General features: G+C 56.4%; 21 protein-coding genes and 1 other annotated feature. Of the genes, 11 read left to right on the top strand and 10 right to left on the bottom strand.

The annotated features are described in order from the left end of the window. Window positions 1–6 precede the first annotated feature (6 nt). The 3 genes from ACETPC_RS20135 to ACETPC_RS20145 form a co-directional block, all read right to left on the bottom strand. Entirely contained in the window at window positions 7–258 is a 252-nt protein-coding gene (locus ACETPC_RS20135) for a type B 50S ribosomal protein L31 (RefSeq protein ID WP_380184261.1), read from the bottom strand. A 216-nt stretch (window positions 259–474) separates the two neighbouring features. After that, window positions 475–3,621 carry an efflux RND transporter permease subunit gene (locus ACETPC_RS20140; RefSeq protein WP_380184262.1) on the bottom strand — a complete coding sequence of 1,049 codons (3,147 nt, stop codon included), beginning with the start codon at window positions 3,619–3,621 and terminating at the stop codon, window positions 475–477. A gap of 17 nt (window positions 3,622–3,638) precedes the next feature. Next, window positions 3,639–4,823 (bottom strand): efflux RND transporter periplasmic adaptor subunit, encoded by a 1,185-nt coding sequence (locus ACETPC_RS20145; protein WP_380184263.1) that lies wholly within the window; start codon window positions 4,821–4,823, stop codon window positions 3,639–3,641. 142 nt (window positions 4,824–4,965) lie between these two features. On the opposite strand from ACETPC_RS20145, the gene acrR reads away from it, so the two are divergent. After that, complete coding sequence (gene acrR, locus ACETPC_RS20150) at window positions 4,966–5,607, top strand: multidrug efflux transporter transcriptional repressor AcrR (RefSeq protein WP_380184264.1); 642 nt, start codon at window positions 4,966–4,968, stop codon at window positions 5,605–5,607. On the opposite strand, the gene rsmS is transcribed toward acrR, so the two are convergent. Genes rsmS through priC form a run of 3 tightly spaced genes read right to left on the bottom strand, consistent with a single transcriptional unit; the run spans window position 5,604 to window position 6,625 of the window. Then, on the bottom strand, window positions 5,604–5,777 hold the full coding sequence (rsmS, locus tag ACETPC_RS20155) for a pleiotropic regulatory protein RsmS (protein WP_380184265.1): 174 nt from the start codon (window positions 5,775–5,777) through the stop codon (window positions 5,604–5,606). The two genes, acrR and rsmS, sit on opposite strands and share 4 nt — an antisense overlap. Before the next feature lie 17 nt (window positions 5,778–5,794). After that, entirely contained in the window at window positions 5,795–6,040 is a 246-nt protein-coding gene (locus tag ACETPC_RS20160; RefSeq protein WP_380184266.1) for a GlsB/YeaQ/YmgE family stress response membrane protein, read from the bottom strand. A gap of 51 nt (window positions 6,041–6,091) precedes the next feature. Continuing rightward, complete coding sequence (priC, locus tag ACETPC_RS20165) at window positions 6,092–6,625, bottom strand: primosomal replication protein PriC (protein WP_380184267.1); 534 nt, start codon at window positions 6,623–6,625, stop codon at window positions 6,092–6,094. 267 nt (window positions 6,626–6,892) lie between these two features. On the opposite strand from priC, the gene apt reads away from it, so the two are divergent. Continuing rightward, window positions 6,893–7,444, top strand: a complete 552-nt coding sequence (gene apt, locus ACETPC_RS20170) for an adenine phosphoribosyltransferase (protein ID WP_380184268.1) — start codon at window positions 6,893–6,895, stop codon at window positions 7,442–7,444. A gap of 64 nt (window positions 7,445–7,508) precedes the next feature. Here apt and ACETPC_RS20175 read toward each other — a convergent pair whose 3' ends face one another. Next, window positions 7,509–11,066, bottom strand: coding sequence for a hypothetical protein (locus ACETPC_RS20175; protein ID WP_380184269.1), 3,558 nt, complete (start codon window positions 11,064–11,066; stop codon window positions 7,509–7,511). Window positions 11,067–11,541: 475 nt separating this feature from the next. Here ACETPC_RS20175 and dnaX point away from each other — a divergent pair, with 475 nt between their 5' ends. The 7 genes from dnaX (at window position 11,542) to ACETPC_RS20210 (ending at window position 19,905) form a co-directional block, all read left to right on the top strand. Continuing rightward, the gene (dnaX, locus tag ACETPC_RS20180) at window positions 11,542–13,491 is read left to right on the top strand and encodes a DNA polymerase III subunit gamma/tau (protein ID WP_380184270.1); all 1,950 of its coding nucleotides are present in this window, start codon (window positions 11,542–11,544) and stop codon (window positions 13,489–13,491) included. Then, window positions 12,836–12,897 (top strand) — a sequence feature (DnaX frameshifting element). It overlaps the preceding gene by 62 nt. A 55-nt stretch (window positions 13,492–13,546) precedes the next feature. Further along, the gene (locus ACETPC_RS20185; RefSeq protein ID WP_380184271.1) at window positions 13,547–13,876 is read left to right on the top strand and encodes a YbaB/EbfC family nucleoid-associated protein; all 330 of its coding nucleotides are present in this window, start codon (window positions 13,547–13,549) and stop codon (window positions 13,874–13,876) included. Then, window positions 13,876–14,481: a recombination mediator RecR gene (gene recR, locus ACETPC_RS20190; protein WP_380184272.1), complete on the top strand. Its 606-nt coding sequence runs from the start codon at window positions 13,876–13,878 to the stop codon at window positions 14,479–14,481. The genes ACETPC_RS20185 and recR overlap by 1 nt, the downstream gene beginning before the upstream one ends. A 96-nt stretch (window positions 14,482–14,577) precedes the next feature. After that, on the top strand, window positions 14,578–16,452 hold the full coding sequence (gene htpG, locus ACETPC_RS20195) for a molecular chaperone HtpG (RefSeq protein WP_380184273.1): 1,875 nt from the start codon (window positions 14,578–14,580) through the stop codon (window positions 16,450–16,452). Between the two features lie 353 nt (window positions 16,453–16,805). Beyond that, window positions 16,806–17,450 carry an adenylate kinase gene (gene adk / locus ACETPC_RS20200; protein ID WP_380184274.1) on the top strand — a complete coding sequence of 215 codons (645 nt, stop codon included), beginning with the start codon at window positions 16,806–16,808 and terminating at the stop codon, window positions 17,448–17,450. Between the two features lie 115 nt (window positions 17,451–17,565). Next, complete coding sequence (gene hemH / locus ACETPC_RS20205) at window positions 17,566–18,525, top strand: ferrochelatase (protein WP_380184275.1); 960 nt, start codon at window positions 17,566–17,568, stop codon at window positions 18,523–18,525. Window positions 18,526–18,600: 75 nt separating this feature from the next. Beyond that, window positions 18,601–19,905 carry an inosine/guanosine kinase gene (locus ACETPC_RS20210; RefSeq protein ID WP_380184276.1) on the top strand — a complete coding sequence of 435 codons (1,305 nt, stop codon included), beginning with the start codon at window positions 18,601–18,603 and terminating at the stop codon, window positions 19,903–19,905. Window positions 19,906–19,925: 20 nt separating this feature from the next. Here ACETPC_RS20210 and ybaL read toward each other — a convergent pair whose 3' ends face one another. Continuing rightward, window positions 19,926–21,608, bottom strand: a complete 1,683-nt coding sequence (gene ybaL / locus ACETPC_RS20215) for a YbaL family putative K(+) efflux transporter (protein WP_380184277.1) — start codon at window positions 21,606–21,608, stop codon at window positions 19,926–19,928. 405 nt (window positions 21,609–22,013) lie between these two features. On the opposite strand from ybaL, the gene ushA reads away from it, so the two are divergent. Then, window positions 22,014–23,768 (top strand): bifunctional UDP-sugar hydrolase/5'-nucleotidase UshA, encoded by a 1,755-nt coding sequence (gene ushA, locus ACETPC_RS20220; protein ID WP_380184278.1) that lies wholly within the window; start codon window positions 22,014–22,016, stop codon window positions 23,766–23,768. Here the strand turns inward: ushA and ACETPC_RS20225 are convergent. Beyond that, a complete protein-coding gene (locus ACETPC_RS20225) occupies window positions 23,754–24,191 on the bottom strand; it encodes a multidrug/biocide efflux PACE transporter (protein ID WP_380184279.1) in 438 nt (145 codons plus the stop codon). The two genes, ushA and ACETPC_RS20225, sit on opposite strands and share 15 nt — an antisense overlap. A gap of 87 nt (window positions 24,192–24,278) precedes the next feature. On the opposite strand from ACETPC_RS20225, the gene ACETPC_RS20230 reads away from it, so the two are divergent. Beyond that, on the top strand, window positions 24,279–25,145 hold the full coding sequence (locus tag ACETPC_RS20230) for a LysR family transcriptional regulator (protein ID WP_380184280.1): 867 nt from the start codon (window positions 24,279–24,281) through the stop codon (window positions 25,143–25,145). Here the strand turns inward: ACETPC_RS20230 and ybaK are convergent. Next, window positions 25,142–25,627 carry a Cys-tRNA(Pro)/Cys-tRNA(Cys) deacylase YbaK gene (gene ybaK / locus ACETPC_RS20235; RefSeq protein ID WP_380184281.1) on the bottom strand — a complete coding sequence of 162 codons (486 nt, stop codon included), beginning with the start codon at window positions 25,625–25,627 and terminating at the stop codon, window positions 25,142–25,144. The two genes, ACETPC_RS20230 and ybaK, sit on opposite strands and share 4 nt — an antisense overlap. Window positions 25,628–25,661: the final 34 nt, after the last annotated feature.

A 25,661-nucleotide genomic window follows, 5' to 3' on the forward strand; every position in this document is an offset into this window, starting at 1 on the left:
CGCCCCCTATTTTTTAAAAAAGCGGCCAAAGCGCTGGTTGAAACGGTGCGCGCTGCCTTCTTTAGCAAACTCTTTTTGTTTGCCGGTGTAATAAGGATGCGAAGCTGAAGAGACATCCAGCACCACATAGGGCAGCGTCTTGCCTTCCAGCTCGATAGTACGGTCGGTTTTGATGGTGGAACCGACCACAAAAAAGGTATCGGCGCTGGTATCGTGAAAAGCAACGGTGCGATAGGCCGGATGGATATTCTCTTTCATGAACTACCTCTTATTCGTACGTTATAACATAACAATAATTATGCGCGGCGGCTGAACAAAATGCAACGGCAAAAAGAGAAGGGCAGGGAGAAGCAGCACGAAAGAACAGAGTAAGTAGAAAACGGCGGGATGCGACAGGCGGACAAAAATCAGCTTAAAGTTGGCGAGCGGGACAAAAAAAAGAGGCCGCGAAAGCGGCCTCTGAGATTTTAAAAGTTAGTGCGTTTGATCCGGATGATGCGGCTCCAGATCCTCTTTGTGCTTGCTGAAGCGGCGGCGAACCACCACAAAGAACACAGGCACGAAGAAGATAGCCAGGATAGTTGCCGTCACCATACCACCCATTACGCCGGTACCTACCGCGTTCTGCGCGCCGGAACCTGCGCCGGTGCTGATAGTCAGCGGCAGTACGCCCAGGATAAAGGCCAGTGAGGTCATCAGGATAGGACGCAGACGCATACGTACCGCTTCCAGCGTCGCCTCCACCAGGCCTTTGCCTTCTTTCTCCATCAGGTCTTTGGCGAACTCTACGATCAGGATGGCGTTCTTCGCCGACAGGCCGATAGTGGTTAACAGGCCTACCACGAAGTAAACGTCATTGCTCAGACCGCGAATGGTGGTGAACAGCAGCGCGCCGATAACGCCCAGCGGTACCACCAGCATTACCGAGAACGGAATAGACCAGCTCTCATACAGCGCTGCCAGACACAGGAACACCACGATCAGCGAGATAGCATAGAGCGCTGGCGCCTGGTTACCGGAGAGGCGTTCCTGATAGGACATGCCTGTCCACTCATAGCCGATGCCCTGCGGCAGCTTAGAAGCCAGCTCTTCCATCAGGTTCATCGCATCGCCCGAACTTTTGCCCGGTGCGGCCTGGCCCAGAATTTCCATTGACGGCAGACCGTTATAGCGTTCCAGACGCGGCGAGCCGTACTGCCATTTGGCGCTGGCGAAAGACGAGAACGGCACCATCTCGCCGTTAGAAGCGCGCACGTACCATTTATCGATATCGCTCGGCAGCATGCGGGAATCGGCTTTACCCATTACGTAGACTTTCTTCACGCGACCGCGATCGATAAAGTCGTTAACGTATGAGCCGCCCCAGGCCGCGCCCAGCGTGGTGTTGATATCGGAAATAGAAACGCCCAGCGCCTCTGCTTTCTCCTGGTCGATAGTCAGCTTGTACTGTGGCGTATCTTCCAGACCGTTTGGACGCATGCCGACCAGCGTATCCGGATGTTCGGCAGCCATGCCGAGCAGCTGGTTACGGGCGTTGGTCAGCGCTTCGTGGCCCAGGTTAGCCTGGTCAATCAGCTCGAAGTCAAAGCCGGTGGCGTTGCCCAGTTCGATAATCGCCGGCAGGTTGAACGGGATCACCATGGCATCTTTGATAGCGCCGAAAGCCTGCATGGCGCGACCGGCAATGCCTTCCACCTTGTTCTCTGACCCGCTGCGCTCGTCCCACGGCTTCAGGCTGACAAAAGCGATACCGGTGTTCTGGCCGCGTCCCGCAAAGCCGAAGCCGTTAACGGTAAACACCGAACGCACGTTATCCTTCTCTTTGGTCAGGAAGTAATCCGTTACCTGGTCCAGCACTTTCTGCGTACGACCCTGAGTTGCGCCAGCAGGCAGCGAAGCCTGGGCCAGCAGCAGCCCCTGATCTTCTTCCGGCAGGAAGGCGCTTGGCAGCTTCACGAACATATAAGCCATGCCGACCACAATCACCAGATAGATCAGCAAATAACGGCCAGTGCTGCGGATAATATGACCGACGCTGTTGGTGTAGTGATTGGTGCTCTTGTCGAACATACGGTTAAACCAGCCGAAGAAACCGGTGGTTTTGCCGTGATCGCCTTTTTTGATCGGCTTCAGCAGCGTTGCACAGAGTGCTGGCGTCAGGATCAGCGCCACGATCACCGACAGCACCATCGCGGAAACGATAGTGATCGAGAACTGGCGATAGATAACCCCGGTAGAGCCGCCGAAGAAGGCCATGGGGATAAATACCGCGGAAAGCACCAGCGCGATACCGACCAGCGCGCCCTGAATCTGCCCCATCGACTTGCGGGTAGCTTCTTTCGGCGGCAGGCCTTCTTCCGCCATAACGCGCTCGACGTTTTCCACCACTACGATGGCGTCATCCACCAACAGGCCTATCGCCAGCACCATCCCGAACATCGTCAGCGTATTTATCGAGTAGCCGAAGGCGCTGATAATCGCGAAAGTGCCCAGCAGAACAACCGGCACGGCAATCGTTGGGATCAGCGTGGCGCGGAAGTTTTGCAGGAACAGATACATTACGATAAAGACCAGCACGATCGCTTCAATCAGGGTTTTCACCACTTCCATAATGGAGATTTTAACGAACGGCGTAGTGTCGTACGGGTAAACCACTTTCAGACCGGCCGGGAAGAACGGCTCCAGCTTGCCCAGCTCCGCTTTTACCGCAGCGGCAGTATCCAACGCGTTAGCACCGGTTGCCAACTTGATACCGATACCGGAAGCCGGCTTGCCGTTATAGCGCGCGACGATCTCGTAGTTTTCACCGCCCAGCTCGATTTTCGCCACGTCTTTCAACAGCACGCGCGAGCCATCCGTGTTGACTTTCAACAGGATTTTACCGAACTCGTCGGTAGAGGTCAGACGCGTCTGCGCGATGATCGAGGCGTTCAGCTGCTGGCCTGGCACCGGCGGTGAACCGCCAAGCTGGCCCGCGGCCACCTGGGCGTTTTGCGTATTGATAGCGCTGATAACGTCGACCGGCGTCAGCTGGTAGTTATTCAGCTTATGCGGATCCATCCATATACGCATCGCATACTGCGCACCGAAGATCTGAGTATCGCCCACGCCAAGCGTACGGCTGATAGGATCTTTGATATTCGACGCCACGTAGTCCGCGATATCGTTCTGGGTCATGCTGCCGTCATCGCTGACGAAACCCGCCACCATCAGGAAGCTGCTGGAGGATTTCTGCACCTGGATACCCTGCTGCTGAACTTCCTGCGGCAGCAGCGGCGTGGCCAGCTGCAGCTTGTTCTGCACCTGAACCTGCGCGATATCTGGATCGGTGCCTGACTGGAAGGTCAGGGTCAGCTGCAGCGTGCCCGATGAATCACTGTTCGACGACATATACATCAGGCCGTCGATGCCGTTCATGTTCTGCTCGATAACCTGGGTTACGGAATCCTGCAGCGTTTTAGCATCGGCACCCGGATAGGTGGCGCGAATCTGTACGGCCGGCGGCGCAACATTAGGATATTGCTCGATCGGCAGTTTTAGAATCGACAGCACGCCCACCAGCATAATAATAATGGCGATAACCCACGCGAAAATGGGGCGATCGATAAAGAACTTAGCCATGTATCAGCGGCTCCTGGTTAAGACTTCGGTTGTTCAGACTGCGTTTTGCTGACGTCGTCTGCACTGACTTCCTGCGGAGTCACAGTAGCGCCTGCTTTGGCACGCTGCACACCCGTGGTAATGACGCGATCGCCATCTTTCAGACCTGCCGTAACCAGCCATTTGTCGCCAATTGCCTGCTCGGTCGTGACGTTACGGGATTCCACTTTATTATCCGCGCCTACCACCATAGCGGTAGCCTGACCGGTCGGCGTGCGGGTAATCGCCTGCTGCGGCACCAGCAGCGCGGCAGGATTGGTGCCTTCTTCCAGACGGGCACGCACAAACATACCGGGCAGCAGCGAATGGTCCGGGTTAGGGAATACCGCGCGTAGCGTAATGGAGCCAGTGGTTTCATCCACAGTGACATCAGAGAATTCTAATGTGCCGGGTTGCGCAAATTCGCTACCATCCTGCAGTAACAGTTTTACTTTGGCTTTACCGTCAGTCTGCTGCAGCTTGCCAGAGTTCAGCTCCTGACGCAGACGCATAAAATCTTCGCTGGATTGCGTGACGTCGACGTAAATAGGATCAAGCTGCTGAACTGTGGCGAGGGCAGTGGTCTGGCCGCTCTGCACCAGCGCGCCTTCGGTTACGGCGGATTTACCGATCCGTCCGCTGATTGGCGAAATCACTTTGGTGTAGGCCAGATTGATACGGGCGGTTTCCACGCTGGCTTTTGCCACCTGTACTGCGGCGGCGGTCTGGCTCTGCGTGGCGACGGCGTTATCGTAATCCTGCTGGCTGATATACTTTGTACCCATCAGCGGCTTATAGCGCTTAACGGTCAGCGCGGCGATCTGGGCATTGGCCTGAGCCTGAGCTAAATCGCCTTTGGCGCTGTCGTAAGTCGCCTGATAAGGCGCCGGGTCGATCTGATACAGCGACTGTCCCGCTTTGACATCGCTTCCTTCCACAAAATTACGCTTCAGAATGATGCCCGAAACCTGTGGGCGAACCTCTGCAACACGGAACGAGGAAGTGCGGCCCGGAAGATCGGTGGTAATAGTTAACGGAGCGCTTTTCAGGGTTAGCACGCCGACTTCCGGCGCTTTTTGCTGACCACCCTGCTGTGCGTCTTTGTTATCACATCCTGTTAGCACCAGGCTGCCTGACAGTATCAGAGCGGCCGCCAGAGGCGTTAACCCCCTGTTTTTATTCATAAATAAACCTCGAGTGTCCGATATCGATTGTTCAATGGATCACAAAATCCATAAACCCATTGCTGCGTTTAAATTATGGTCGTGCTATGGTACATACATTCGCAAATGTATGTAAGTGCACCTTGATTGTTAACATCACCCTATGGCACGAAAAACCAAACAGCAGGCGTTAGAAACGCGAAATCATATCCTTGACGCAGCGATAACAAGGTTTTCCGCACATGGCGTAGCCAAAACTTCGCTGGCCGATATTGCGGCGGCTGCTGGGGTGACGCGCGGTGCGATTTACTGGCATTTCAAAAATAAAACCGATCTGCTCAACGAAATATGGGCGCAGTCCGAGTCCGGGCTGGAGAACATAGAGCTTGAGTATCAGTTAAAATACCCTTCCGATCCACTCTCTGTTTTACGCGCAATGCTTACCTATGTGCTTGAAGCCACAGTAAGGGATACGCGCAGGCGGGCGCTGATGGAAATTATTTTCCACAAGTGCGAGTTCGTAGGGGAAATGACCACGCTACAGATGATGCAGCAGACGCTCTATCTGGAGTGCTACGAAAAAATCGAGGATGTGCTGCGGCAGTGTATGACGGCGGAGCAGCTGCCGGAGAAACTGGATACCCGGCGCGCCGCCGTAGTGATGCGCGGCTATATCACCGGTCTCATGGAGAACTGGCTGTTTATGCCAGAGAGTTTCGATCTGGCGACGGATGCGCCGCAGCTGGTAGAAGTGCTGATCGATATGCTCAGGCAAAGCGCAACGTTAAGAAAAGTCGTTGATTAACCGGCCGTGCCGCGTTCTGCTTTGCCGTGGCCGTGCGCTTTCTTTTCAAAGTCTTTTTGCACTATAGCCAGGGCGGCCAGCACCGTCTGCGGCGCAATATTGTTTTCTTCCAGCAGCATAATTAAATCTACCGCCAGCTTTACTTCTTCCGGAGCGCTTTCCAGCGACATCTTTTCTCTCCTGCAGGTCAGATACGGAGTTTTTTAACAAGCAGCGCCATCAGCAGGGCGCCAAGTAACGCCAACAGCTGTGCGCCGTGTTGCGATTCGCCCAGCGTACCATAATTAAAAAAGACGCCGATATAGCCGCCGACCAGCGCGCCGACTACCGCCAGCACCAGCGTAGCTATCAGTCCGCCCGGACGGCCAGGGAAAAAGCGGCGGCTGGTAAAGCCTACCGCCAGCCCAATGATTAACCAGGAAAGAAGCGCCATCAGCTATCTCCAGTGAATTTTTCCGGCAAGTATAGCAAGCGCATTGCGTATCTACTGGCGTTCACGATTTTCGATAGCGCGCTCGATTTTTTTCAGCGCCTGAAGACAGCGCTGCAGGCGACCTTCCAGCGCCGCTATCTCACGCTGTAGCTTCTGCTGCTGGGCCAGCGTCTCCTGTTGCCCTAGCTGGCTTTCTCTGTCGGCGACCATAGCGCGCAGGCGGCGTTCGTAATCCTGATGCTTCGCCAGCTTTTCATAAAGGTTCTCCTGTTCCGGCTCCGGCGGCGTTTCGCGGCTGCGTAGCTTTAGCGTTGCCAGCTCGCGCTGTAGCGCGCTCATTTGTAATACCACGCGCTCTGCCATCCACGCGACACGCTCCGTACGCTGGCCGTTGACGCTTTGCCTGAGTAGCAGCAAACTTTGCCGGACTTCCTGCATATAGTCGCCCAGTCGCGTCGAGTGACAGTGAAAAAGCTGGCTATCAAAGCGCGCTTTTGGGGTTTGTTTATTAGCGTGAGGCGCAACGGCCTGCGCCAGCTCTTCCAGCTTTGCCTGCAGCTGTTCAAGTAAATGGGCGCTTTTCATTTTTTTCTCCCGAGTTTGCCGCGCCTATAATACGCTTAATTTGATCGTTCTGTGCGCGGGCCTGTTTTTTCCCGTTCCGGCAGGCTTGATAAAAACCAACAAAAGCGCTGATTTTGCTTCTGGAGGTTGCAATTGCCGGACGATTTGCATAGATTTGGTCGTTTTCGTGCGTGGCTTCCCCCGGACACTCCTGTTTTGCTCTGCGATTTTCCTCGTCAGGGCAACGAAGCTGCGCGAGTCAGATTTGTATTTACCAGGCATAACATTATGACCGCGACTGCGCAGCAGCTTGAATTTCTTAAAAACAGTATCAAAAGCATTGAGGATTACCCCAAGCCAGGCATTCTGTTCCGTGACGTCACCAGCCTGCTGGAAGATCCAAAAGCTTACGCACTCAGCATTGAACTGTTGGTTGAACGCTATCGTGATGCAGGCATTACCAAAGTCGTAGGCACCGAAGCGCGTGGCTTCCTGTTTGGCGCGCCGGTAGCTTTAGGCCTTGGCGTCGGCTTTGTCCCCGTACGCAAGCCGGGCAAACTGCCGCGTAAAACCTTTGCCGAGACCTACGAGCTGGAGTACGGCACGGACTGCCTCGAGCTGCATTGCGATGCTATCGGCCCGGGCGATAAAGTGCTGGTAGTGGACGATCTGCTGGCTACGGGCGGCACCATTGAAGCCACCGCTAAGCTGATCCGTCGCGCCGGCGGCGAGGTAACGGATGCGGCCTTTATCATTAATCTGTTCGATTTAAGCGGCGAGGCGCGTCTGAACGCGATGGGCCTGAACTGCTTCAGCCTGGTGAATTTCCCGGGCCACTAAATCCCCCTACGAATAAAGAAGGCTGGCTCATGCCAGCCTTCTTTCGTTTTAAATGGCTATTAGTTTAAAACTTCATATTAAAGGATGCGGAAACCGCCTGAGCCGTCTCATGCGAAGACTTTTGCACATCGTAATGTAAGCCGTAGGTCAGGCTGCCTTTTTGCAGCAGCGCACCTGCGCTAAGGCTGAAGGCCGAACCGTCAGCGAGACGGGATTCGCTCCAGGCATTGCCGTTTACGCCAGCCATACTGACTTTAGTCCCCTTAGTGGTATCGCCGGTGGTGGCGATAAAAGAGAGATCGACGCGCGGCTTCAGCGTGTAGCCCGAATCGCTTTTAAACTCGCGGGATAAACCTACGCCCAGCGGTATCGACCAAAGCGAGGCAGAGGTGCCAGCGTTGTCAAACAGCGATTTTCCACTGCTCTTTGCCGTAAACCTTTTGTTTTTCAGAGAGGTGTAGCGCAAGCCGATATGCGGAATAATATCGAAATAGTCGGTATCGAAAAGATATTCCGCCGCTACGCCGCCGCTGATAATCGTCGATTTGGCTTTGCCAGAGAGTTTGCCGTATCCCGCTACAGGTAGCGACATAGTCATTTCATGATTGACGCGTGAGTAGTTGAGATCGGCCATCAGATTCCAGTTGTTGTTCAGCCAGCTGCCGTAGAGCGAACCTCCCCAGAAATCCAGATCGTTTTTTAGCGGATAAAGATTGCCGCTTGCCTTGCTTTTGCCACGGCCGATATTCAGCGCGCCGCCGGTTTTCAGAATGGCGTCATAGCGCGTAATCAGCGTATCTTCCGCACCGATAAAAGCGCCGCCCAGCCAGGTTTTGCTTTTGCTGTGGAAACCGCCTGCGCTGTAGCCTTTTAGCTGCGCATTGTCGTAAAGCAGCGATGTCCACAGATTAAAGCCTTCCTCCAGCGGCGTGCCATTGAAAAAATGTTCGCCCTGTGAAAGGTGTCGCGCTATAGCATGAGTTGCTGCCGACATCACCTGATAGCCGGTGCCCGCAACATTAGCCACTGAGGCAAAATTGATGGCGGATTCTGCGATGCGCGTAGCGATTGCGGCATCGCTTACGTAGCGCACATCCATCACCTGCGAAAGGAACTGCTGGGCGGCATTATCAGAAGCGGTATCAACGCCGATTTGGCTGGTCATAGCGGTAAGTAGCCGTTTTGAACCGGCGGACAGGCCGGGCAGGGCAGAGCTGTAATCCGCATTGCTGAAGGTCAGTAAAGTCCCGTTCTCGCTGGCTGAAGGCGTTAACGCCAGCAGTCGGCTGGTGGTATTGATATTGGTTTGCTGCCAGCCGGGCGCCTGACCGGCACCTGTGCCTGAAACCGCTGTAAAGCTTTCCCCGGCGCTTACGCCACCGTCCGTCAGCACCAGCAGGCTTGCCCGGTCGTCGATTTGCGCATTGCCCAACGCCAGGGCTACCTTGCCAGAATCAATATAGGATCGGGCGTGGATCACCGTCAGCGAGGAAGATCCTAACCCCCATGTGGCTTCATCGCCGCCGATCCGCCAGTTGAGATCGCTACTGGAGAGATCGATCGTGTCAGCACCGCTCAGGATCAGCTTGCCGTTCCAGCTTGCCTGCTGCGTCTGGCTGAGCAGGGCCACGCTTTCCTGCCAGTTATGGGCGTTCAGTTCTGTAGAACCAAAGATAATCGTCCCTTCGCCGCTAACGGTGAAAGTTCCCTGACTGGCATCCAGGGTTTGGCTGGCAAAAGTGCCGTTGCTGACGCTCAGGCTGCCATTGTTGATCTCAGTCGTATTGACCTGAAAAGTTCCGCCGCTTTGCACATACTGACCTTGCGCCGTTGCTGTCACGCCGGTTAATGCATTCCAGGCCGTAGCGGTGCCGATAGCCAGCGTGCCTGCGGTAAAGGTGCCGCCCCTGATTTCCAGCAGGCCTGTGCCGCCAGCGCCAGCGGATTGCGCCCAGGCGCTATTGTTTAACACACCGTCGTGGCTGCCGCTGGCGCCGCCCAGCTGGACGAGCGCGCCGATTTGGCCGCTGCCGCCGCTGAAAATAGCCGTGCCCGCGCCGCCGTTACCCGCCAGACCGCCGTTGCCCGAGCGGCCTTTAGCGCCGCTGTTGATGCCGCCGTCGCCCGCATCGCCTCCCTGGCCGCCCAGTTGCATATCGCCGCTGTTGGCTATCATGCCGCTATTGAATAAAAGGGTTCCCGCTGCGCCATCGGAACCGTTGCCCCCGCTACCAGCAGCCGCGCTTCCCTGTAGCGAACCTCCAGTGCCGCCGTTGCCGCCGTTACCACCAATTTGCATGCCGGTGGTCAGGTTTAGCGTACTGTTGGCGACGGTTAGCGTGCCAGCGCCAGCGCTACCGCCGTTGCCGCCTTTGCCTCCCTGACCGCCAGCAGCGCCTTTACCAGCTGCGGCCACGCTATCTGCGGCGCCTGCCTTACCGTTACTGCCGCTGTTGCCGCCATTGCCGCCGTTCGCACCACTGGCGCCAATAGCGATTGACTGCGCATTGATCACGCTGTTTTCAAGCAGTAACGCGCCTTCACCGCCGCTGCCGCCATTAGCACCATTGCCGCCATTACCGCCACGACCGCCGTTGCCGCCATCGCCGCTGTTGCCTGTTTCGCCCGTTACGTTGGTTTCGGTATAGGGATCGGGCGTATGGCCCGCATCGCCGCCATTACCACCGCTGCCGCCGCTGCCGCCGTTCGAGCCCTGGCCAGCGGTGCCGCCAATGCTCAGCGTATTGTTAACTGTCAGCGTAGTATTGTTGAGCGTCAGCACGCCGTTACCGCCGTTGCCGCCGTTTGCGCCATCGCCGCCGCTGCCGCCAGCGCCGCCCGAGCCGCCTTTACCGCCGTCGCCCGGCAGGCCCCCAGCCGCCTGGAGGCCAGGCACGCCCGCTTCGCCGCCGCTGCTGCCCGCGCCGCCGTTACCGCCAGCCTGACCCTTGCCGCCCGCGCTGGCTGCACCGCCCGCGCCACCGACCACCAGATCGCTGCTGCTGAACTTGCTTTGATTTATCGTCAGCGTACCGTTGCCGCCGCCTGCGCCGTTACCGCCGCTACCGCCGCTCGCGCCATTGCCGCCGTTACCCCCGTTGCCGCCATCACCGCCATCACCGCCCATTCCGGTGGTGCCACCGCTGCCGCCGTCGCCGCCTTTTCCTGCCGCCTGACCGCTGGTGCCTGCGGAAGCTACGCCTGCCAGTCCGCCTTCGCCGCCGTCCGCGCCGATCTGTAGCAGGCCGAGCTGGCCTTTAACATTGCGCAGCGTGCCGGTTTCATCGGTTCCCGCCGTTCCGGCAACGCCGTCGACACCTGGCGTGCCGTTGGCACCGCTGCCGCCTGAAACGCCGTCGCTGCCGTTACCGCCGCTACCGCTGCCCGCCGCATGGGCACCGCTGGTGCCGCTACTGCCGCTGCTTGCCTCGCCAGCCTGGCTCGCGCCGCCACCGCTACCGCCGCTGCCGCCCTGGATGCCGATAGTAATATTATCCTCAGCCTGGAGAGGATTTATTGCGACCATGGCAGGTAGCGTTATTATTGCCAGCGCATTGAACAGGCGCTTCTTGTTTAATATTCCCGACCTCACGGAATGAAGCTGTTTTTCCTTATTCTTCATTTTACCAATCCATTAGTTTTATATAACAAGGTTTATCTGAAGGTTTTTTCTTTAAAGTCCAGCTATTTCAATGTGTTGCTATGCCAGGATGTTTCTTGCTTGCCGCAAAGGAAATTCCCGATGTTAGCGATTAATTAAAACTTCCCACGCTACTGCTTATTAAATACCCTAAAATTTCGCCGGTAAATTAATTTTGGAATTTTAGGAAAATAGACTGGTTTTTTTAATTATTTGGTTACAGCAGAATGCAACGGGTAATTTCAGGTGAATTCTCATCCTGTATTTTCTTATAAATTCTCAGGACGTTTTTAGCCGCACGCGGGACGCCAGCGGATTTAGCCGCCTGTTTTACGCAAAGTGATAGGAATGTGCCAGGCCGTACTGGTACACTGTAGCGGCAATCAGCAACGAGGCTAAAACACGGGTTAACGGTGTTTAGATGAATTATTCTCTATAAATCAATGATGAATCACGAATGAGCTACCAGGTACTGGCCCGCAAGTGGCGTCCCCAGGCGTTCAGTGATGTCGTCGGTCAGGAGCACGTGCTGACCGCGCTGGCTAACGGCCTGTCGCTTGGCCGCATCCATCACGCTTACCTTTTTTCCGGCACCCGCGGCGTGGGAAAAACCACTATCGCCCGCCTTCTGGCGAAAGGCCTGAACTGTGAAACCGGTATTACCGCCACGCCCTGCGGCAAGTGCGATAACTGCCGCGAAATCGAACAGGGGCGCTTTGTCGATTTAATCGAAATCGATGCGGCTTCGCGTACCAAGGTCGAGGACACCCGCGATCTGCTGGACAACGTGCAGTATGCGCCAGCGCGCGGCCGTTTCAAGGTCTACCTGATTGACGAAGTCCATATGCTCTCGCGCCACAGCTTTAACGCGCTGTTGAAAACGCTGGAAGAGCCGCCGGAGCACGTAAAATTTCTGCTTGCCACCACGGATCCCCAAAAGCTGCCGGTCACTATCCTGTCGCGCTGCCTGCAGTTTCATCTGAAAGCGCTGGATATTGAACAGATCCGCGGCCAGCTTGAGCATGTGCTGCAGGAAGAGCAGATTGAGGCCGAAACGCGAGCGCTACAGCTGCTGGCGAGGGCGGCCGACGGCAGTATGAGGGATGCGCTGAGCCTGACCGATCAGGCTATAGCTATGGGGCAGGGGCAAATCACCACCGCTACGGTCAGCAGCATGCTCGGCACGCTGGATGACGAGCAGCCGCTGGCGCTGATCGAAGCGCTGGTAAACGCCGAGGGCGAGCAGACGATGTCCCTGCTGAATCAGGCCGCCTCAAGAGGCGTAGAGTGGGAAGCGCTGCTGGTAGAGATGCTGACGCTGCTGCACCGCGTGGCGATGATCCAACTGCTGCCTTCTGCGCTGGGCGAAGAGTTCGCAGGCGTGGAACAGCGTCTGCGCGAACTGGCCCGCGTTTTGCCGCCGGCGGATGTGCAGCTCTATTACCAGACGCTGCTGGTTGGGCGCAAAGAGCTGCCGCTGGCGCCGGATCGCCGCATGGGCGTAGAGATGACGCTGCTGCGCGCGCTGGCTTTTCACCCTAAACAGGTGATTGCCGAGCCGGTTGCCCGTCCCGCCATGACGCCGCAGTCGCAGCCGCAGCCGCAGGAAGCGCCTCGTCAGAGGGTCGCGCCGCCGCCAGCAAGCAGCGAGCCGCCATCAGGCCCGCCGCCGACGCATACTGTGCAAAATAGCGCGCCGCTCTCCGACGCTACCAGCCAGCTGCTGCAGGCGCGAACGCAGCTGATGCGCCAGCAGGGAGCGACCAAACTAAAAAAGAGTGAGCCGGCGGCGCCCAGTGCGCGGCCGGCAGGCTCGGCCCTGGAGCGGCTGGCAGCCGCCACCGAGCGCGGCCAGAAGCGGCAGAGCGCCGTTGCCGCACCCGATCCGGTAAAACCGGAAGCCTACCGCTGGAAGGCGCAAACCGTTGCCGCTAAGCCAGAGCCGGTGGCTACGCCCAAGGCGCTGCGCACGGCGCTGGAGCATGAAAAAACGCCGGAGCTGATGGCGAAGCTGACGACGGAATCGCAGCAGCGCGACGCCTGGGCAGCGGAAATCGCCGGGCTGACGCTGCCTAAGCTGGTGCAGCAGCTGGCGCTGAACGCCTGGAAAGAGCAAACGGAAAACGGCATCTGCCTGCATCTGCGCTCCAGCCAGCGCCATCTGAATTCGCCTTCGGCGCAGAAAGCGCTAAGCGAGGCGTTGAGCGCGGCGGCGGGCAAGCCGGTTGAACTGACGCTGATTGAAGACGATAATCCGGCGGTGCTGACGCCGCTGGAGTGGCGGCAAAAAATCTATGAAGAGAAACTGGCGCAGGCGCGTCAGGCAATTATCGCGGATAATCATATTCAGACGCTGTGTCGTTTTTTTGACGCGGACGTGGATGAAGAGAGTATTCGCCCCCTTTGAAAACGCTGTATACGCGCTGCGGCGCGCGTGCGGCCCGATCTGAAGAGAGAAAACTATGTTTGGAAAAGGCGGACTGGGCAACCTGATGAAGCAGGCCCAGCAAATGCAGGACAAAATGGCGCAGGTGCAGGAAGAGATCGCGGCCATGGAAGTAACGGGCGAATCGGGCGCGGGCCTGGTGAAAGTCACCATCAACGGCGCACACAACTGTAAGCGTGTGGAAATCGATCCCAGCCTGCTGGAAGACGATAAAGACATGCTGGAAGATTTGGTGGCCGCTGCATTTAACGACGCCGCTCGTCGCGTAGCGGAAGCGCAGAAAGATAAAATGTCTGCGGTCTCCAGCGGTATGCAACTGCCGCCTGGCTTCAAGATGCCGTTCTGATGCAGACCAGCCCGCTCCTTGAAAGCCTGATGGAGTCGCTGCGCTGCCTGCCCGGCGTGGGGCCAAAGTCGGCGCAGCGTATGGCGTTCCAGCTGCTGCAGCGCGACCGCAGCGGCGGCATGCGCCTGGCGCAGGCGCTGACCCGCGCCATGTCGGAAATCGGTCACTGTGCGGACTGCCGCACTTTTACCGAGCAGGAAGTCTGCACCATCTGCGCCAATACGCGTCGTCAACAGACCGGCCTGATCTGCGTGGTAGAAAGCCCGGCTGACATTCACGCCATCGAGCAGACCGGGCAATATGCCGGTCGCTACTTTGTGCTGATGGGGCATCTTTCGCCGCTGGATGGCATTGGCCCGAATGATATCGGTCTTGACCGGCTGGAACAGCGGCTGGAAAAAGAAACGATTCAGGAAGTGATCCTGGCCACCAACCCAACGGTAGAAGGGGAGGCGACCGCCAACTATATCGCCGAGCTGTGCGGGCAGTATGGCGTCGAAGCCAGCCGCATCGCTCACGGCGTACCGGTCGGCGGCGAGCTGGAGATGGTGGACGGCACCACGCTGTCGCACTCTCTGGCCGGGCGCCACAAGATTAGATTTTAGTTATTTAACGGCACGATACGTCGTGCCGTCTTGAAAAGCCGCTAACCGTCCCCATTCTACCTTTCAACGTAAACCGCCAAGTTAACTGAGGTAGCAATGACCATGAAAGGACAAGAGACGCGTGGCTTCCAGTCAGAGGTAAAACAGCTTCTGCACCTGATGATCCATTCCCTCTATTCAAACAAAGAAATCTTCCTGCGCGAACTGATCTCCAACGCTTCCGATGCGGCCGATAAGCTGCGCTTCCGTGCGCTCTCTTCGCCGGATCTTTATCAGGGCGATGGCGACCTGCGCGTGCGGGTTTCTGTGGATAAGGAAAATCGCACCCTGACGCTGAGCGACAACGGTATCGGGATGACGCGAGACGAAGTCATTGAGAATCTGGGCACCATCGCTAAATCGGGCACCAAATCCTTCCTGGAGTCGCTGGGTTCGGATCAGGCGAAAGACAGCCAGCTGATCGGCCAGTTCGGCGTCGGTTTCTACTCCGCCTTTATCGTGGCGGACAAAGTTTCTGTGCGTACCCGCGCCGCTGGTGCCAGCGCTGATGAAGGCGTGTTCTGGGAGTCCGAGGGCGAAGGCGAATACACCATCGCCGATATCACAAAAGAAGATCGCGGTACCGAAATCACGCTGCACCTGCGTGAAGGCGAAGACGAGTTCCTGGATGCATGGCGCGTGCGCAGCATTATCAGCAAATACTCTGACCATATCGCGCTGCCAGTAGAGATTGAAGAACACAACGAAGAAGAGAAAACCACCAGCTGGGAAAAGATCAACAAGGCGCAGGCGCTGTGGACGCGCAACAAGTCTGAGATCAGCGACGAGGAGTACAAAGAGTTCTACAAGCACGTTTCCCATGACTTCGCCGATCCGCTGACATGGAGCCACAACCGTGTTGAAGGCAAACAGGAGTACACCAGCCTGCTTTATATTCCTTCCCAGGCGCCATGGGATATGTGGAACCGCGATCACAAGCACGGTCTGAAACTGTACGTGCAGCGCGTCTTTATTATGGACGATGCCGAACAGTTTATGCCGAACTACCTGCGCTTCGTAAGGGGTCTGATAGATTCCAGCGATCTGCCGCTGAACGTTTCTCGTGAGATCCTGCAGGACAGCCGCATTACCCAGAACCTGCGTAACGCGCTGAGCAAACGCGCGCTGCAAATGCTGGAGAAAGTAGCGAAGGATGACGAAGAGCAGTACCAGAAATTCTGGCAGCAGTTCGGCCTGGTGCTGAAAGAAGGCCCGGCGGAAGACAGCGCCAACAAAGAAACCATCGCTAAACTGCTGCGTTTCGCCTCTACCAGCAGCGAAGGCTCCGCACAAACCGTTTCGCTGGAAGACTATGTCAGCCGCATGGTGGAAGGGCAGGAGAAGATCTACTACATCACTGCCGACAGCTACGCCGCCGCGAAGAGCAGCCCGCATCTGGAGCTGTTCCGTAAAAAAGGCATTGAGGTACTGCTGCTTTCCGATCGCATCGACGAATGGATGATGAGCTACCTGACCGAATTCGACGGCAAAACTTTCCAGAGCGTCAGCAAAGCGGACGAAGCGCTGAGCAAGCTGGCCGACGAAGAGAGCGAAGAGCAGAAAGAGGCGGAGAAAGCGCTGGAGCCGTTTGTAGATCGCGTGAAAACGCTGTTGGGCGAGCGCGTGAAGGACGTACGCCTGACGCACCGCCTGACAGACACGCCAGCTATCGTCACTACCGACGCCAATGATATGAGCACCCAGATGGCGAAGCTGTTTGCCGCTGCGGGCCAGGCTGTGCCGGAAGTAAAATATCTGTTCGAGCTGAACCCGGAGCACGCGCTGGTGAAACGCGCTGCGGATACGCAGGACGAAGCCCGCTTCGGCGAGTGGATCGAACTGCTGCTGGATCAGGCGATGTTCGCCGAGCGCGGCACGCTGGAAGATCCTAACCAGTTTATCCGCCGTATGAACCAGCTGCTGCTGGGCTGATAAAGCTAAATGCGGAGAGCTAAGCTTGTGCTCTCCGCTTTTTCTCTCTTCGTGGTTTAAACTTGTTTTTCCTGCCTGACTGTTTTTCCTGAAACCCTTTTCGCAATAACGTTAACATTGGTAGCGATCCTGCTATCACCAGGTGAAAGAGTCTGAAAACAAGGCTTTCAGGCTGCCTGCTACTGTAACGCGCTAAAGCTGCGTGATTTATACTGAAACACCCGGAAGTTACCGGTAACTTCATCAGCCAGTCCGTAAGCTTAACTGCCGCGTTCCTTGTGGATACAGGGGCATAATGGTATGTTCATGCCCTACATAACTTGATTAAAGCGATTCGCAAGGGGATTTACGCAATGCGTATTATTCTGCTCGGTGCTCCGGGTGCAGGTAAGGGGACTCAGGCTCAGTTTATTATGGAGAAATACGGCATTCCGCAGATCTCCACGGGCGACATGCTGCGCGCGGCGGTTAAAGCCGGCAGCGAGCTGGGCAAACAGGCCAAAGAACTGATGGATGCAGGCAAACTGGTCACTGACGAACTGGTTATTGCGCTGGTAAAAGAGCGTATCGCCCAGGAAGATTGCCGCAACGGTTTCCTGCTGGACGGTTTCCCACGCACTATTCCTCAGGCGGACGCCATGAAGGAAGCGGGCATCAAGATTGATAACGTGCTGGAGTTCGCGGTGCCGGACGAGCTGATCGTCGAGCGCATCGTTGGCCGTCGCGTTCACGCGCCTTCCGGCCGCGTTTACCACGTCACCTTCAATCCGCCTAAGGTTGAAGGCAAAGACGACGTGACCGGCGAAGAGCTGACCACGCGTAAAGACGACCAGGAAGAAACCGTGCGCAAGCGCCTGGTAGAGTATCATCAGATGACCGCACCGCTGATTGCTTATTACAGCAAAGAAGCGGAAGCGGGCAACACCGCCTACCACAAAATTGACGGCACCCGCAAAGTGTCTGAAGTCAGCGCCGAGCTGGAAAAAATCTTCGGTTAATGCCTGCCAGGGCCGATAAAAGTCGGCCCTACTACAGCAATTGGTTTTCCCTCCCCGATTTTCCGCTAAAATGATTCTCGTTTTCATCATCTGCAATGCCTGAGAAGGAATAACAATGAGGCAAGATAAACCCGGCGTACTGCTGGTCAACCTGGGTACGCCTGACGCGCCAACCACGCCTGCTGTTAAACGCTACCTGAAACAGTTCCTTAGCGACAAGCGCGTAGTGGATACGCCGCGCTGGCTGTGGTGGCCGATCCTGAACGGTGCCATTCTGCCAATTCGTTCGCCGCGCGTGGCTAAGCTCTATGCATCGGTGTGGATGGACGAAGGTTCGCCGCTGATGGTCTTTAGCAAACGGCAGCGGGACGCGCTGGCGGCACGGCTGGATATGCCGGTGGAACTGGGCATGAGCTACGGCAATCCGAGTTTGAAAAGCGCGTTGGATAGCCTGATGGCGCAGGGCGTGACTCGTTTAATCGTACTGCCGCTTTACCCGCAATTTTCCTGCTCCACCGTGGCGGCGGTCTGGGACGGCATTACCCAGGTTTTTGCTGGCTATCGCAGCCTGCCTTCCGTGCAGTTTATCCGCGATTACGCAACGCATCCTGCCTATATCGCCGCGCTGAAAGCTTCTGTTGAACGCTCTTTTGCTAAACACGGCAAGCCGGATCTGCTGGTAATGTCCTATCACGGTATTCCACAGCGTTTTGCCAACGAAGGCGATGATTATCCGTTACGCTGCCGGGAAACCAGCGACGCGCTGATCGCGGCGCTGGGCCTGAACGAGCATGAAGCCATGATGACCTTCCAGTCGCGCTTTGGCCGCGAGCCCTGGCTGACGCCTTACACGGACGAAACCATGCAGTCGCTGCCAGCGAAAGGCGTGAAGCACGTGCAGATTATGAGCCCGGGTTTCTCTGCCGACTGTCTGGAAACGCTGGAAGAAATTAGCGAGCAAAACTGCGAGTTCTTTATGCACGCGGGCGGCACCAAATTTGAATATATTCCGGCGCTGAACGACGATGAGCTGCATATTGATATGATGGTGGAACTGGTCAACGGCCAGCGCTAAAAATCGGGGGGTGTGGGCAGCCAGCCGCATCCCTGTTATCATTGCCTGCCTGTATCCCTTCCTGAAGTCAGCAACATGAAATTTCCCGGCCAGCGTAAATCCAAACACTACTTTCCCGTCAGCGCCCGCGACCCGCTGCTCCAGCCCGTGCAGCAGGAGAGCGAAACTGCAACCAGCTGGATAGCCGGCATCGATCAGATTCTGGTGGATATCGAAGCGAAGGTAGATGACGATTTTATCGCTCGCTACGGCCTGAGCGCGGGCCATTCTCTGGTAATCGAGGATGATGTCGCGGAAGCGCTGTATGAAGAACTGACGCGTGCTAACCTGATTACCCATCAGTTCGCTGGCGGCACTATCGGCAATACGCTGCACAACTACTCGGTGCTGGCGGATGACCGCTCGGTGCTGCTGGGCGTGATGTGTAGCAACGTGCAGATTGGCAGCTACGCCTATCGCTATCTTTGCAACACTTCCAGCCGCACCGATCTCAACTATTTGCAGGGCGTGGATGGCGCTATCGGGCGCTGCTTTACGCTAATCGGCGAACACGGCGAGCGTACTTTCGCCATCAGTCCGGGCATGATGAACCAGCTAAGCAAAGAGAGCATCCCGGAAGAAGTCGTAGCGGGCGCGTCCGCGCTGCTGCTAACCTCCTATCTGTTGCGCTGCAAGCCAGGCGAGCCGATGGCGGAAGCAACCATGCAGGCCATCGCCTGGGCTAAAAAGCACAATGTGCCGGTAGTGCTGACGCTGGGCACCAAATATGTCATTGGCGACAATCCGCAGTTCTGGCGTGATTTCCTGCGCGATCACGTTTCCGTGGTGGCGATGAACGAAGAAGAAGGCGAGGCGTTAACCGGCTTCAGCGATCCGCTGCAGGCCGCCAATATGGCGCTGGAGTGGGTAGATCTGGTGCTCTGCACCGCCGGACCGAACGGTCTTTATATGGCGGGCTACACCGAGGAAGAGGGCAAGCGGAAAACGCAGCATCCGCTACTGCCCGGCGCTATTCCGGAGTTTAACCAATATGAGTTCAGTCGCGCGATGCGCCGCCAGGACTGCCAGCAGCCGCTACGGATCTTCTCGCATATTGCGCCATATATGGGCGGCCCGGAAAAAATCATGAACACCAACGGCGCGGGCGACGGCGCGCTGGCGGCATTGCTGCACGATATTACCGCCAACGACTATCACCGTCTGAACGTGCCTAACTCCAGCAAGCATGGTCGGCGCTACCTGACTTATTCCTCATTGGCTCAAGTCTGTAAATATGCCAACCGCGTCAGCTATCAGGTGCTGAATCAGCACTCGCCGCGCTTAACGCGGGGGCTGCCGGAACGTGAAGACAGCCTCGAAGAGTCCTACTGGGAAAGATAAGCTTCAGGAAATAGCCCGGCTCAGATCGGGCACTCCTGCGGCGCGTTTTCTTTTTCGGCCAGCATAATATTCAGCATGCTGTTGGCGATTTCCCGCTCGCCCATGATGACCTGGTTGGCCCCGCGCTCGGTGATATAACTGACTTCTTCATTGTGATGGGCGCGGGCAAGGATTTCGATAGCCGGACGCTTTTCACGGGCGGCGACAGTAATCTCGCCAGCCTCATAACCGTTAGGGATAGTCAGCAGCAGCCAGCGCGCGCAGTCCAGGCGCGCCAGATCCATTATCTCCGCGCGGGCCGCATTGCCCAGCACTGCGCTGATGCCTTGCTCTCTTAACGCTGCCACGCGGGTGCGGCTATTTTCTACTACCACAATTGGCACGCCGTTCTCGATAAGCTGTTGCCCCAAAAGGCTACCGACACGACCAAAACCTACGATAATGGCGTGATTGCAAAGGTCGACCGGGATCTGCTGCTCTTCCTCCAGCGCTTCCGCCTGCGCCTGTTCCTCAGCCTTGTCCTTTTTATCCAGATAGCGCTGTAAAAAGGCGAAAAGCACGGGATTAAGCATAATTGAGAGAATAGCCCCGGCCAGCACCAGATTGCGGCCTTCTTCCGGCAACAGCTTTAGCGAGATGCCTAACCCGGCCAGAATAAAGGCGAACTCGCCGATTTGAGCGAGGCTTACAGAGATAGTCAGCGCCGTGCGGCGCGAATGGCCGAACAGCAGCACCAGCAGCAGCGCCGCCAGCGATTTGCCCAGTACGATAATCGCCAGCACGCCTGCGACTGCCAGCGGCTCTTCAAGCAGGATCATCGGATCGAAAAGCATGCCAACGGAAACAAAAAAGAGCACTGCAAAAGCATCGCGCAGCGGCAGCGTATCGTGAGCGGCGCGGTGGCTCAGTTCAGATTCGTTTAATACCATACCCGCAAAGAAAGCACCGAGCGCGAAGGAGACATCAAAAAACTCTACCGCGCCAAAGGCGATGCCCAACGCCAGCGCCAGCACCGACAGCGTAAAAAGCTCTCGCGAGCCGGTTGCTGCGCTGCGGGCAAGGATCCAGGGCACTATGCGGCGTCCAACCACCATCATCAGCACCATAAAGGCAACCACTTTACCTATGGTCATCAGCAGATCGATCAGCAGCATGCTGATGCTGGCGTTGCCTTCTTCAAACATACCCGCGATGGCGGGCAGCAGCACCAGCGCCAGCACCATCACTAAATCTTCCACAATCAGCCAGCCGATAGCGATCTGCCCGCGTTTACTGTCGATAAGCTGGCGCTCTTCCAGCGCGCGCAGTAGCACTACCGTACTGGCAGTGGAAAGGCAAAGGCCAAACACCAGCCCGGTCATCAACGACCAGCCCATCAGCGAAGCAAGCCCCATTCCCAACAGCGTGGCGACGGCAATTTGCGCCACGGCACCGGGAATAGCGATCCGCTTTACCGCCATCAGATCCTTTAGCGAAAAATGCAGGCCGACGCCGAACATCAGCAGGATAACGCCCAGCTCCGCCAGTTCCGGCGCCAGATTAGTATCGGCCACAAAGCCTGGCGTAAAAGGGCCAGCCAGCACGCCCGCCAGCAAATAGCCCACCAGCGGCGAAACGCGAATTTTATTCGCCAGCATGCCCAGGAGAAAAGCGAGAACAAGTCCGCCGACAATGGTGGTGATAAGCGGGGTAGTATGATGCATGCTTGTCTCCTTGTATGTGCAAATGTATCCGAATGTAATAGTAAAGTGTATGGCATTTTGGCCTGTCTCGCTCAGAATATTCGGACTAAAATCGGGAAAAAAAGCGTTGGCGGGTAAAATTCTCTTATTGTTGGGATTTATGTCACTTAAGTTAAGTACGGTCTTACTGACTGAAGTGTCAGCTCAAATAAACGAGCAATTATCTGGCGGCAGAAACGGGTTTTTTTTCTGTAGAGAACCACAGAACGGCGAGGCGGCAAAGATTTGGTAAATAAAGGCCTGGTTTCAACAATCATTTTACCGTCACGCTAGTTGTAGAGAATTTTGTGTTACTGTCGTTTCCGGCAAGGTACGCTCTTGCCTGCAAAAGGCGCCAGCCGGATTAAGCACACAAGGAGATTCGCTATGCTTTCATCAAAGAAAACAATGCTGGCGCTGTTGACGCTGGCTTTCCTCAGCACGCCGATTGCCGCTCAGGCCTGGGTAAAAGATCGGGTTTACAAATTCACCGTGCTGCACACCAACGACCATCATGGCCGCTTCTGGCAAAACGAGCATGACGAGTACGGGCTGGCCGCGCAGAAAACCATGATGGATCAAATTAAATACGATGTGCAGGCTCATGGCGGCGCGGTGCTTATTCTCTCTGGCGGCGACATTAATACCGGCGTGCCGGAATCCGATTTACAGGATGCCGAACCCGACTTTCGCGGCATGAATCTTATTGGCTACGATGCGATGGCGATCGGCAATCATGAATTCGATAATCCGCTTTCCGTGCTGCGCCAGCAGCAAAAATGGGCGAAGTTCCCGCTGCTTTCCGCCAATATTTACCAAAAAAGTACCGGTAAACGTCTGTTCCAGCCTTATGCCCTGTTTAACCGTATGGGGCTGAAAATTGCCGTGATTGGGCTAACCACCGACGACACGGCGAAAATCGGCAATCCGGAAAATTTTACCGATATCGTTTTCCATAAACCGGCGACGGAAGCGAAAGCGGTAGTGGAAGAACTACGCCAGCAGGAAAAACCGGATGTCATTATCGCGGCGACGCATATGGGTCATTACGACAACGGCAACCACGGCTCCAACGCACCGGGCGATGTGGAAATGGCGCGCGAGCTGCCGCCGGGCTATCTGGATATGATCGTCGGCGGCCATTCTCAGGATCCGGTCTGTATGGCAAAGGAAAACGTAAAACAGGCCGACTACGTGCCGGGCACGCCGTGCCAGCCGGACAGGCAAAACGGCACCTGGATAGTCCAGGCACACGAATGGGGCAAATATATTGGCCGGGCGGACTTCACCTTCCTGAACGGCAAGCTGACGCTGGAGCATTATGAACTGGTGCCAATTAACCTGCGCCATAAAGTGACCAACAGCGACGGCAGCGTTAGCTGGGTCAATTACACCCAGGAAATAGCCAAAAACCCGGCGATGATGAAACTGCTGACGCCTTTCCAGAAAAAAGGCGAAGCGCAGCTGCAGGTGAAAATCGGCAGCGTTAATGGTCATCTGGAAGGCGACCGTAGCAAAGTGCGTTTCGTACAGACTAACCTCGCCCGGCTGCTGCTAAGTGCGCAAATGGAGCGAGCGGGTGCAGATTTCGCCGTGATGAGCGGCGGCGGCGTGCGTGATTCCATCGAAGCTGGCGATATTACCTATAAAGATGTGCTGAAGGTACAGCCTTTCGGCAACACCCTGGTCTATGTCGATATGAAAGGCAGCGAGGTGGAAAAATATCTGGCCGTGGTAGCGAACAAGCAGGTTGATTCTGGGGCCTATGCGCAGTTTGCCAACGTCAGCCTGACCGCAGACGGCAGCGGCGTAAGCGATATCAAAATCAAAGGCGAGCCGCTGCAGGCGGATAAAACCTATCGCATGGCGACGCTCAACTTTAACGCTACGGGCGGCGATGGCTATCCTGTTATTACTCAGTTTCCGGGCTACGTTAATACTGGCTTTGTCGATGCCGAGGTGCTGAAGCAATACATAGAAAAGCACTCGCCGCTGGATGCCAACGCTTTTGCGCCGCACGGCGAGATCAGCTATCGGCGGCAGGATGCCGTAACGGAAACTAAAGCGGAAGAGCCGCCAAAGAAATGGCGGCTGGCGCGCATTGAATTAGCCATGCGCGAAGCCTGGTCATCGCTGTTCTGAAGAAGTTTGACGCGCTTTGTGCTGCCATTTAGCGCGAAGCGTGTCATACAGCCAGTTATACACCACCGTATAGGGCAGGAAGAAAAGGAAAAAGCCAATTTCCAGCAGCAGCGCCTGCCATAGCGTTACTTTCAGCATCCAGGCGGCGATGGGCAGGCCAATCAGAATAAAACCACCTTCAAAAGCCAGCGCGTGCAGAATACGCAGCGGCAGGCCTCTGCGACCTTGTGGAAAAAGACGGTCAAACCCGGCGTTATAAATCATATTCCAGAGCATGGCGACGGTGGAGAGCATTAGCGCCAGCGCGCCCATCTGAAACAGGGGTTTATGCATTGCCCAGGCGGCCAGCGGCGAAATCAGCAGGATCGCCAGCGCCTCGAAACCAACCGCATGGAAAAATCGTTCTTTCAGGGTACGGGTCATCTTTGCTCCTTACTAAATCAGCAGCGCATTCTGCCTGTAAGCTTTGCTAAGATAAAATGAGTACCTATCGGAAAAAGCGATACTTTGATGCGATATTCACCGGAATCCCTGCAGGCTTTTGTGCAAACCGTAGAAAGCGGCTCCTTTTCAGCGGCCGCAAGAGCCTTACGTAAAAGCCAGTCCACCATTAGCGCCGCCGTCGCCGGTCTGGAGGCGGATCTGGGATTCGCGCTGTTCAGCCGCGACGCGCGCTCGCCGGTATTAACGGAAAACGGCCAGCGGGCGCTGATTCAGGTCAGAGAAATGCTGGCGGCCAGCGAGCGGCTGGAAGAGCTGGCAATCCGCCTGACCGGCGAGGTGGAACCCCGTCTGAGCATGGCGATTTCCGACTTCTGGCAGGCGGACTATCATGAGTCGCTGCTAAGGCGGTTTGCCGAGCGCTATCCGCATATTGAGTTTGAATGCATGATTGCAGAGGATGCCGACGTTATCGATCTGCTACAGGCCGGACGAGCGCATATCGGCGTGATCCGCGTCCAGCCCCATTATCCGGCAGATATCGCTACCACAAGGCTACAGGTAAAAACCCAGCTGGCGATCTATCTGCATCAGGATCATCCGCTGGCACAGCAGCAGGCGGTCAGCGAAGAGGCGTTAAAAAGCGTACGCCAGCTTTGCCTGAATACGTGGGTGGGAAAAGTACAGCCGCAAACGGGTAACGGCGTCTGGTCGGCGCCTTCCTATTTGCTGCTGCTGGAGATGGCGGAGCAGGGATTTGGCTGGACGATCCTGCCGCGCTGGCTGGTGGAACAGTTCGGCCACCAGGTCCTGCATGAGCTGCCGGTTGGCGGCTGGCCGCAAAGCATTCCGGTTGATGTCGTCTGGTCCCGTGTTTCTCCGCCAGGTCCTGCAGGGCGCTGGATGATCGACCAGCTTCTGGCGCAGACCAACTAGCTCAGGCTGCGTTTTGCAATATCGGCGAAGCTGGCGTTTAGCTGCCGGGCCAGATCCGCAGGCGAAAGCTCGATCTCCAGCCCGCGGCGGCCGCCAGAAACAAAAATCGTGGAGAACTGCTGCGCCAGGCGATCGATCACTACGGGTAGCCGTTTTTTTTGCCCCAGCGGGCTGATACCACCGAGCTGATAGCCAGTGATCCGCTGCGCTATTTGCGGATCGGCCATCTCCACTTTTTTAACCCCAAGCGCTTTGGCGACGTTTTTTAAATCCAGCTGCCCGGCGACTGGCGTAACGGCTACCGCCAGCGCGTTTGCGTCGCCGTTAAGCGCTACCAGCAGCGTTTTATATACCTGGTCGGCGTCCTGATTAAGCTTGCGTACGGCCTCGTCGCCATAGTGCGTTTCGCTGCTGTCATGCTCATAGCTGTGCAGCCTGAAAGCTATCTTTTGTTTTTCCAATAGCTTAACGGCAGGGGTCATCAGGCTTCTCCTTATGCGGCCAATCGGTGAAAAA

The organism is Pantoea sp. sgz302252 (assembly GCF_042610525.1).
Lineage (GTDB): Bacteria > Pseudomonadota > Gammaproteobacteria > Enterobacterales > Enterobacteriaceae > Erwinia.

Bases quoted from the DNA above. Each gene is read 5' to 3' on its own strand.
- ACETPC_RS20225 (WP_380184279.1), bottom strand. From the start codon at position 24,191: ATGACCCGTACCCTGAAAGAACGATTTTTCCATGCGGTTGGTTTCGAG.
- ACETPC_RS20145 (WP_380184263.1), bottom strand. From the start codon at position 4,823: ATGAATAAAAACAGGGGGTTAACGCCTCTGGCGGCCGCTCTGATACTG.
- apt (WP_380184268.1), top strand. From the start codon at position 6,893: ATGACCGCGACTGCGCAGCAGCTTGAATTTCTTAAAAACAGTATCAAA.
- ACETPC_RS20185 (WP_380184271.1), top strand. From the start codon at position 13,547: ATGTTTGGAAAAGGCGGACTGGGCAACCTGATGAAGCAGGCCCAGCAA.
- ACETPC_RS20210 (WP_380184276.1), top strand. From the start codon at position 18,601: ATGAAATTTCCCGGCCAGCGTAAATCCAAACACTACTTTCCCGTCAGC.
- dnaX (WP_380184270.1), top strand. From the start codon at position 11,542: ATGAGCTACCAGGTACTGGCCCGCAAGTGGCGTCCCCAGGCGTTCAGT.
- rsmS (WP_380184265.1), bottom strand. From the start codon at position 5,777: ATGTCGCTGGAAAGCGCTCCGGAAGAAGTAAAGCTGGCGGTAGATTTA.
- htpG (WP_380184273.1), top strand. From the start codon at position 14,578: ATGACCATGAAAGGACAAGAGACGCGTGGCTTCCAGTCAGAGGTAAAA.
- priC (WP_380184267.1), bottom strand. From the start codon at position 6,625: ATGAAAAGCGCCCATTTACTTGAACAGCTGCAGGCAAAGCTGGAAGAG.
- ACETPC_RS20175 (WP_380184269.1), bottom strand. From the start codon at position 11,066: ATGAAGAATAAGGAAAAACAGCTTCATTCCGTGAGGTCGGGAATATTA.
- acrR (WP_380184264.1), top strand. From the start codon at position 4,966: ATGGCACGAAAAACCAAACAGCAGGCGTTAGAAACGCGAAATCATATC.
- ybaL (WP_380184277.1), bottom strand. From the start codon at position 21,608: ATGCATCATACTACCCCGCTTATCACCACCATTGTCGGCGGACTTGTT.
- ybaK (WP_380184281.1), bottom strand. From the start codon at position 25,627: ATGACCCCTGCCGTTAAGCTATTGGAAAAACAAAAGATAGCTTTCAGG.
- recR (WP_380184272.1), top strand. From the start codon at position 13,876: ATGCAGACCAGCCCGCTCCTTGAAAGCCTGATGGAGTCGCTGCGCTGC.
- ACETPC_RS20230 (WP_380184280.1), top strand. From the start codon at position 24,279: ATGCGATATTCACCGGAATCCCTGCAGGCTTTTGTGCAAACCGTAGAA.
- ACETPC_RS20160 (WP_380184266.1), bottom strand. From the start codon at position 6,040: ATGGCGCTTCTTTCCTGGTTAATCATTGGGCTGGCGGTAGGCTTTACC.
- adk (WP_380184274.1), top strand. From the start codon at position 16,806: ATGCGTATTATTCTGCTCGGTGCTCCGGGTGCAGGTAAGGGGACTCAG.
- ACETPC_RS20140 (WP_380184262.1), bottom strand. From the start codon at position 3,621: ATGGCTAAGTTCTTTATCGATCGCCCCATTTTCGCGTGGGTTATCGCC.
- hemH (WP_380184275.1), top strand. From the start codon at position 17,566: ATGAGGCAAGATAAACCCGGCGTACTGCTGGTCAACCTGGGTACGCCT.
- ACETPC_RS20135 (WP_380184261.1), bottom strand. From the start codon at position 258: ATGAAAGAGAATATCCATCCGGCCTATCGCACCGTTGCTTTTCACGAT.
- ushA (WP_380184278.1), top strand. From the start codon at position 22,014: ATGCTTTCATCAAAGAAAACAATGCTGGCGCTGTTGACGCTGGCTTTC.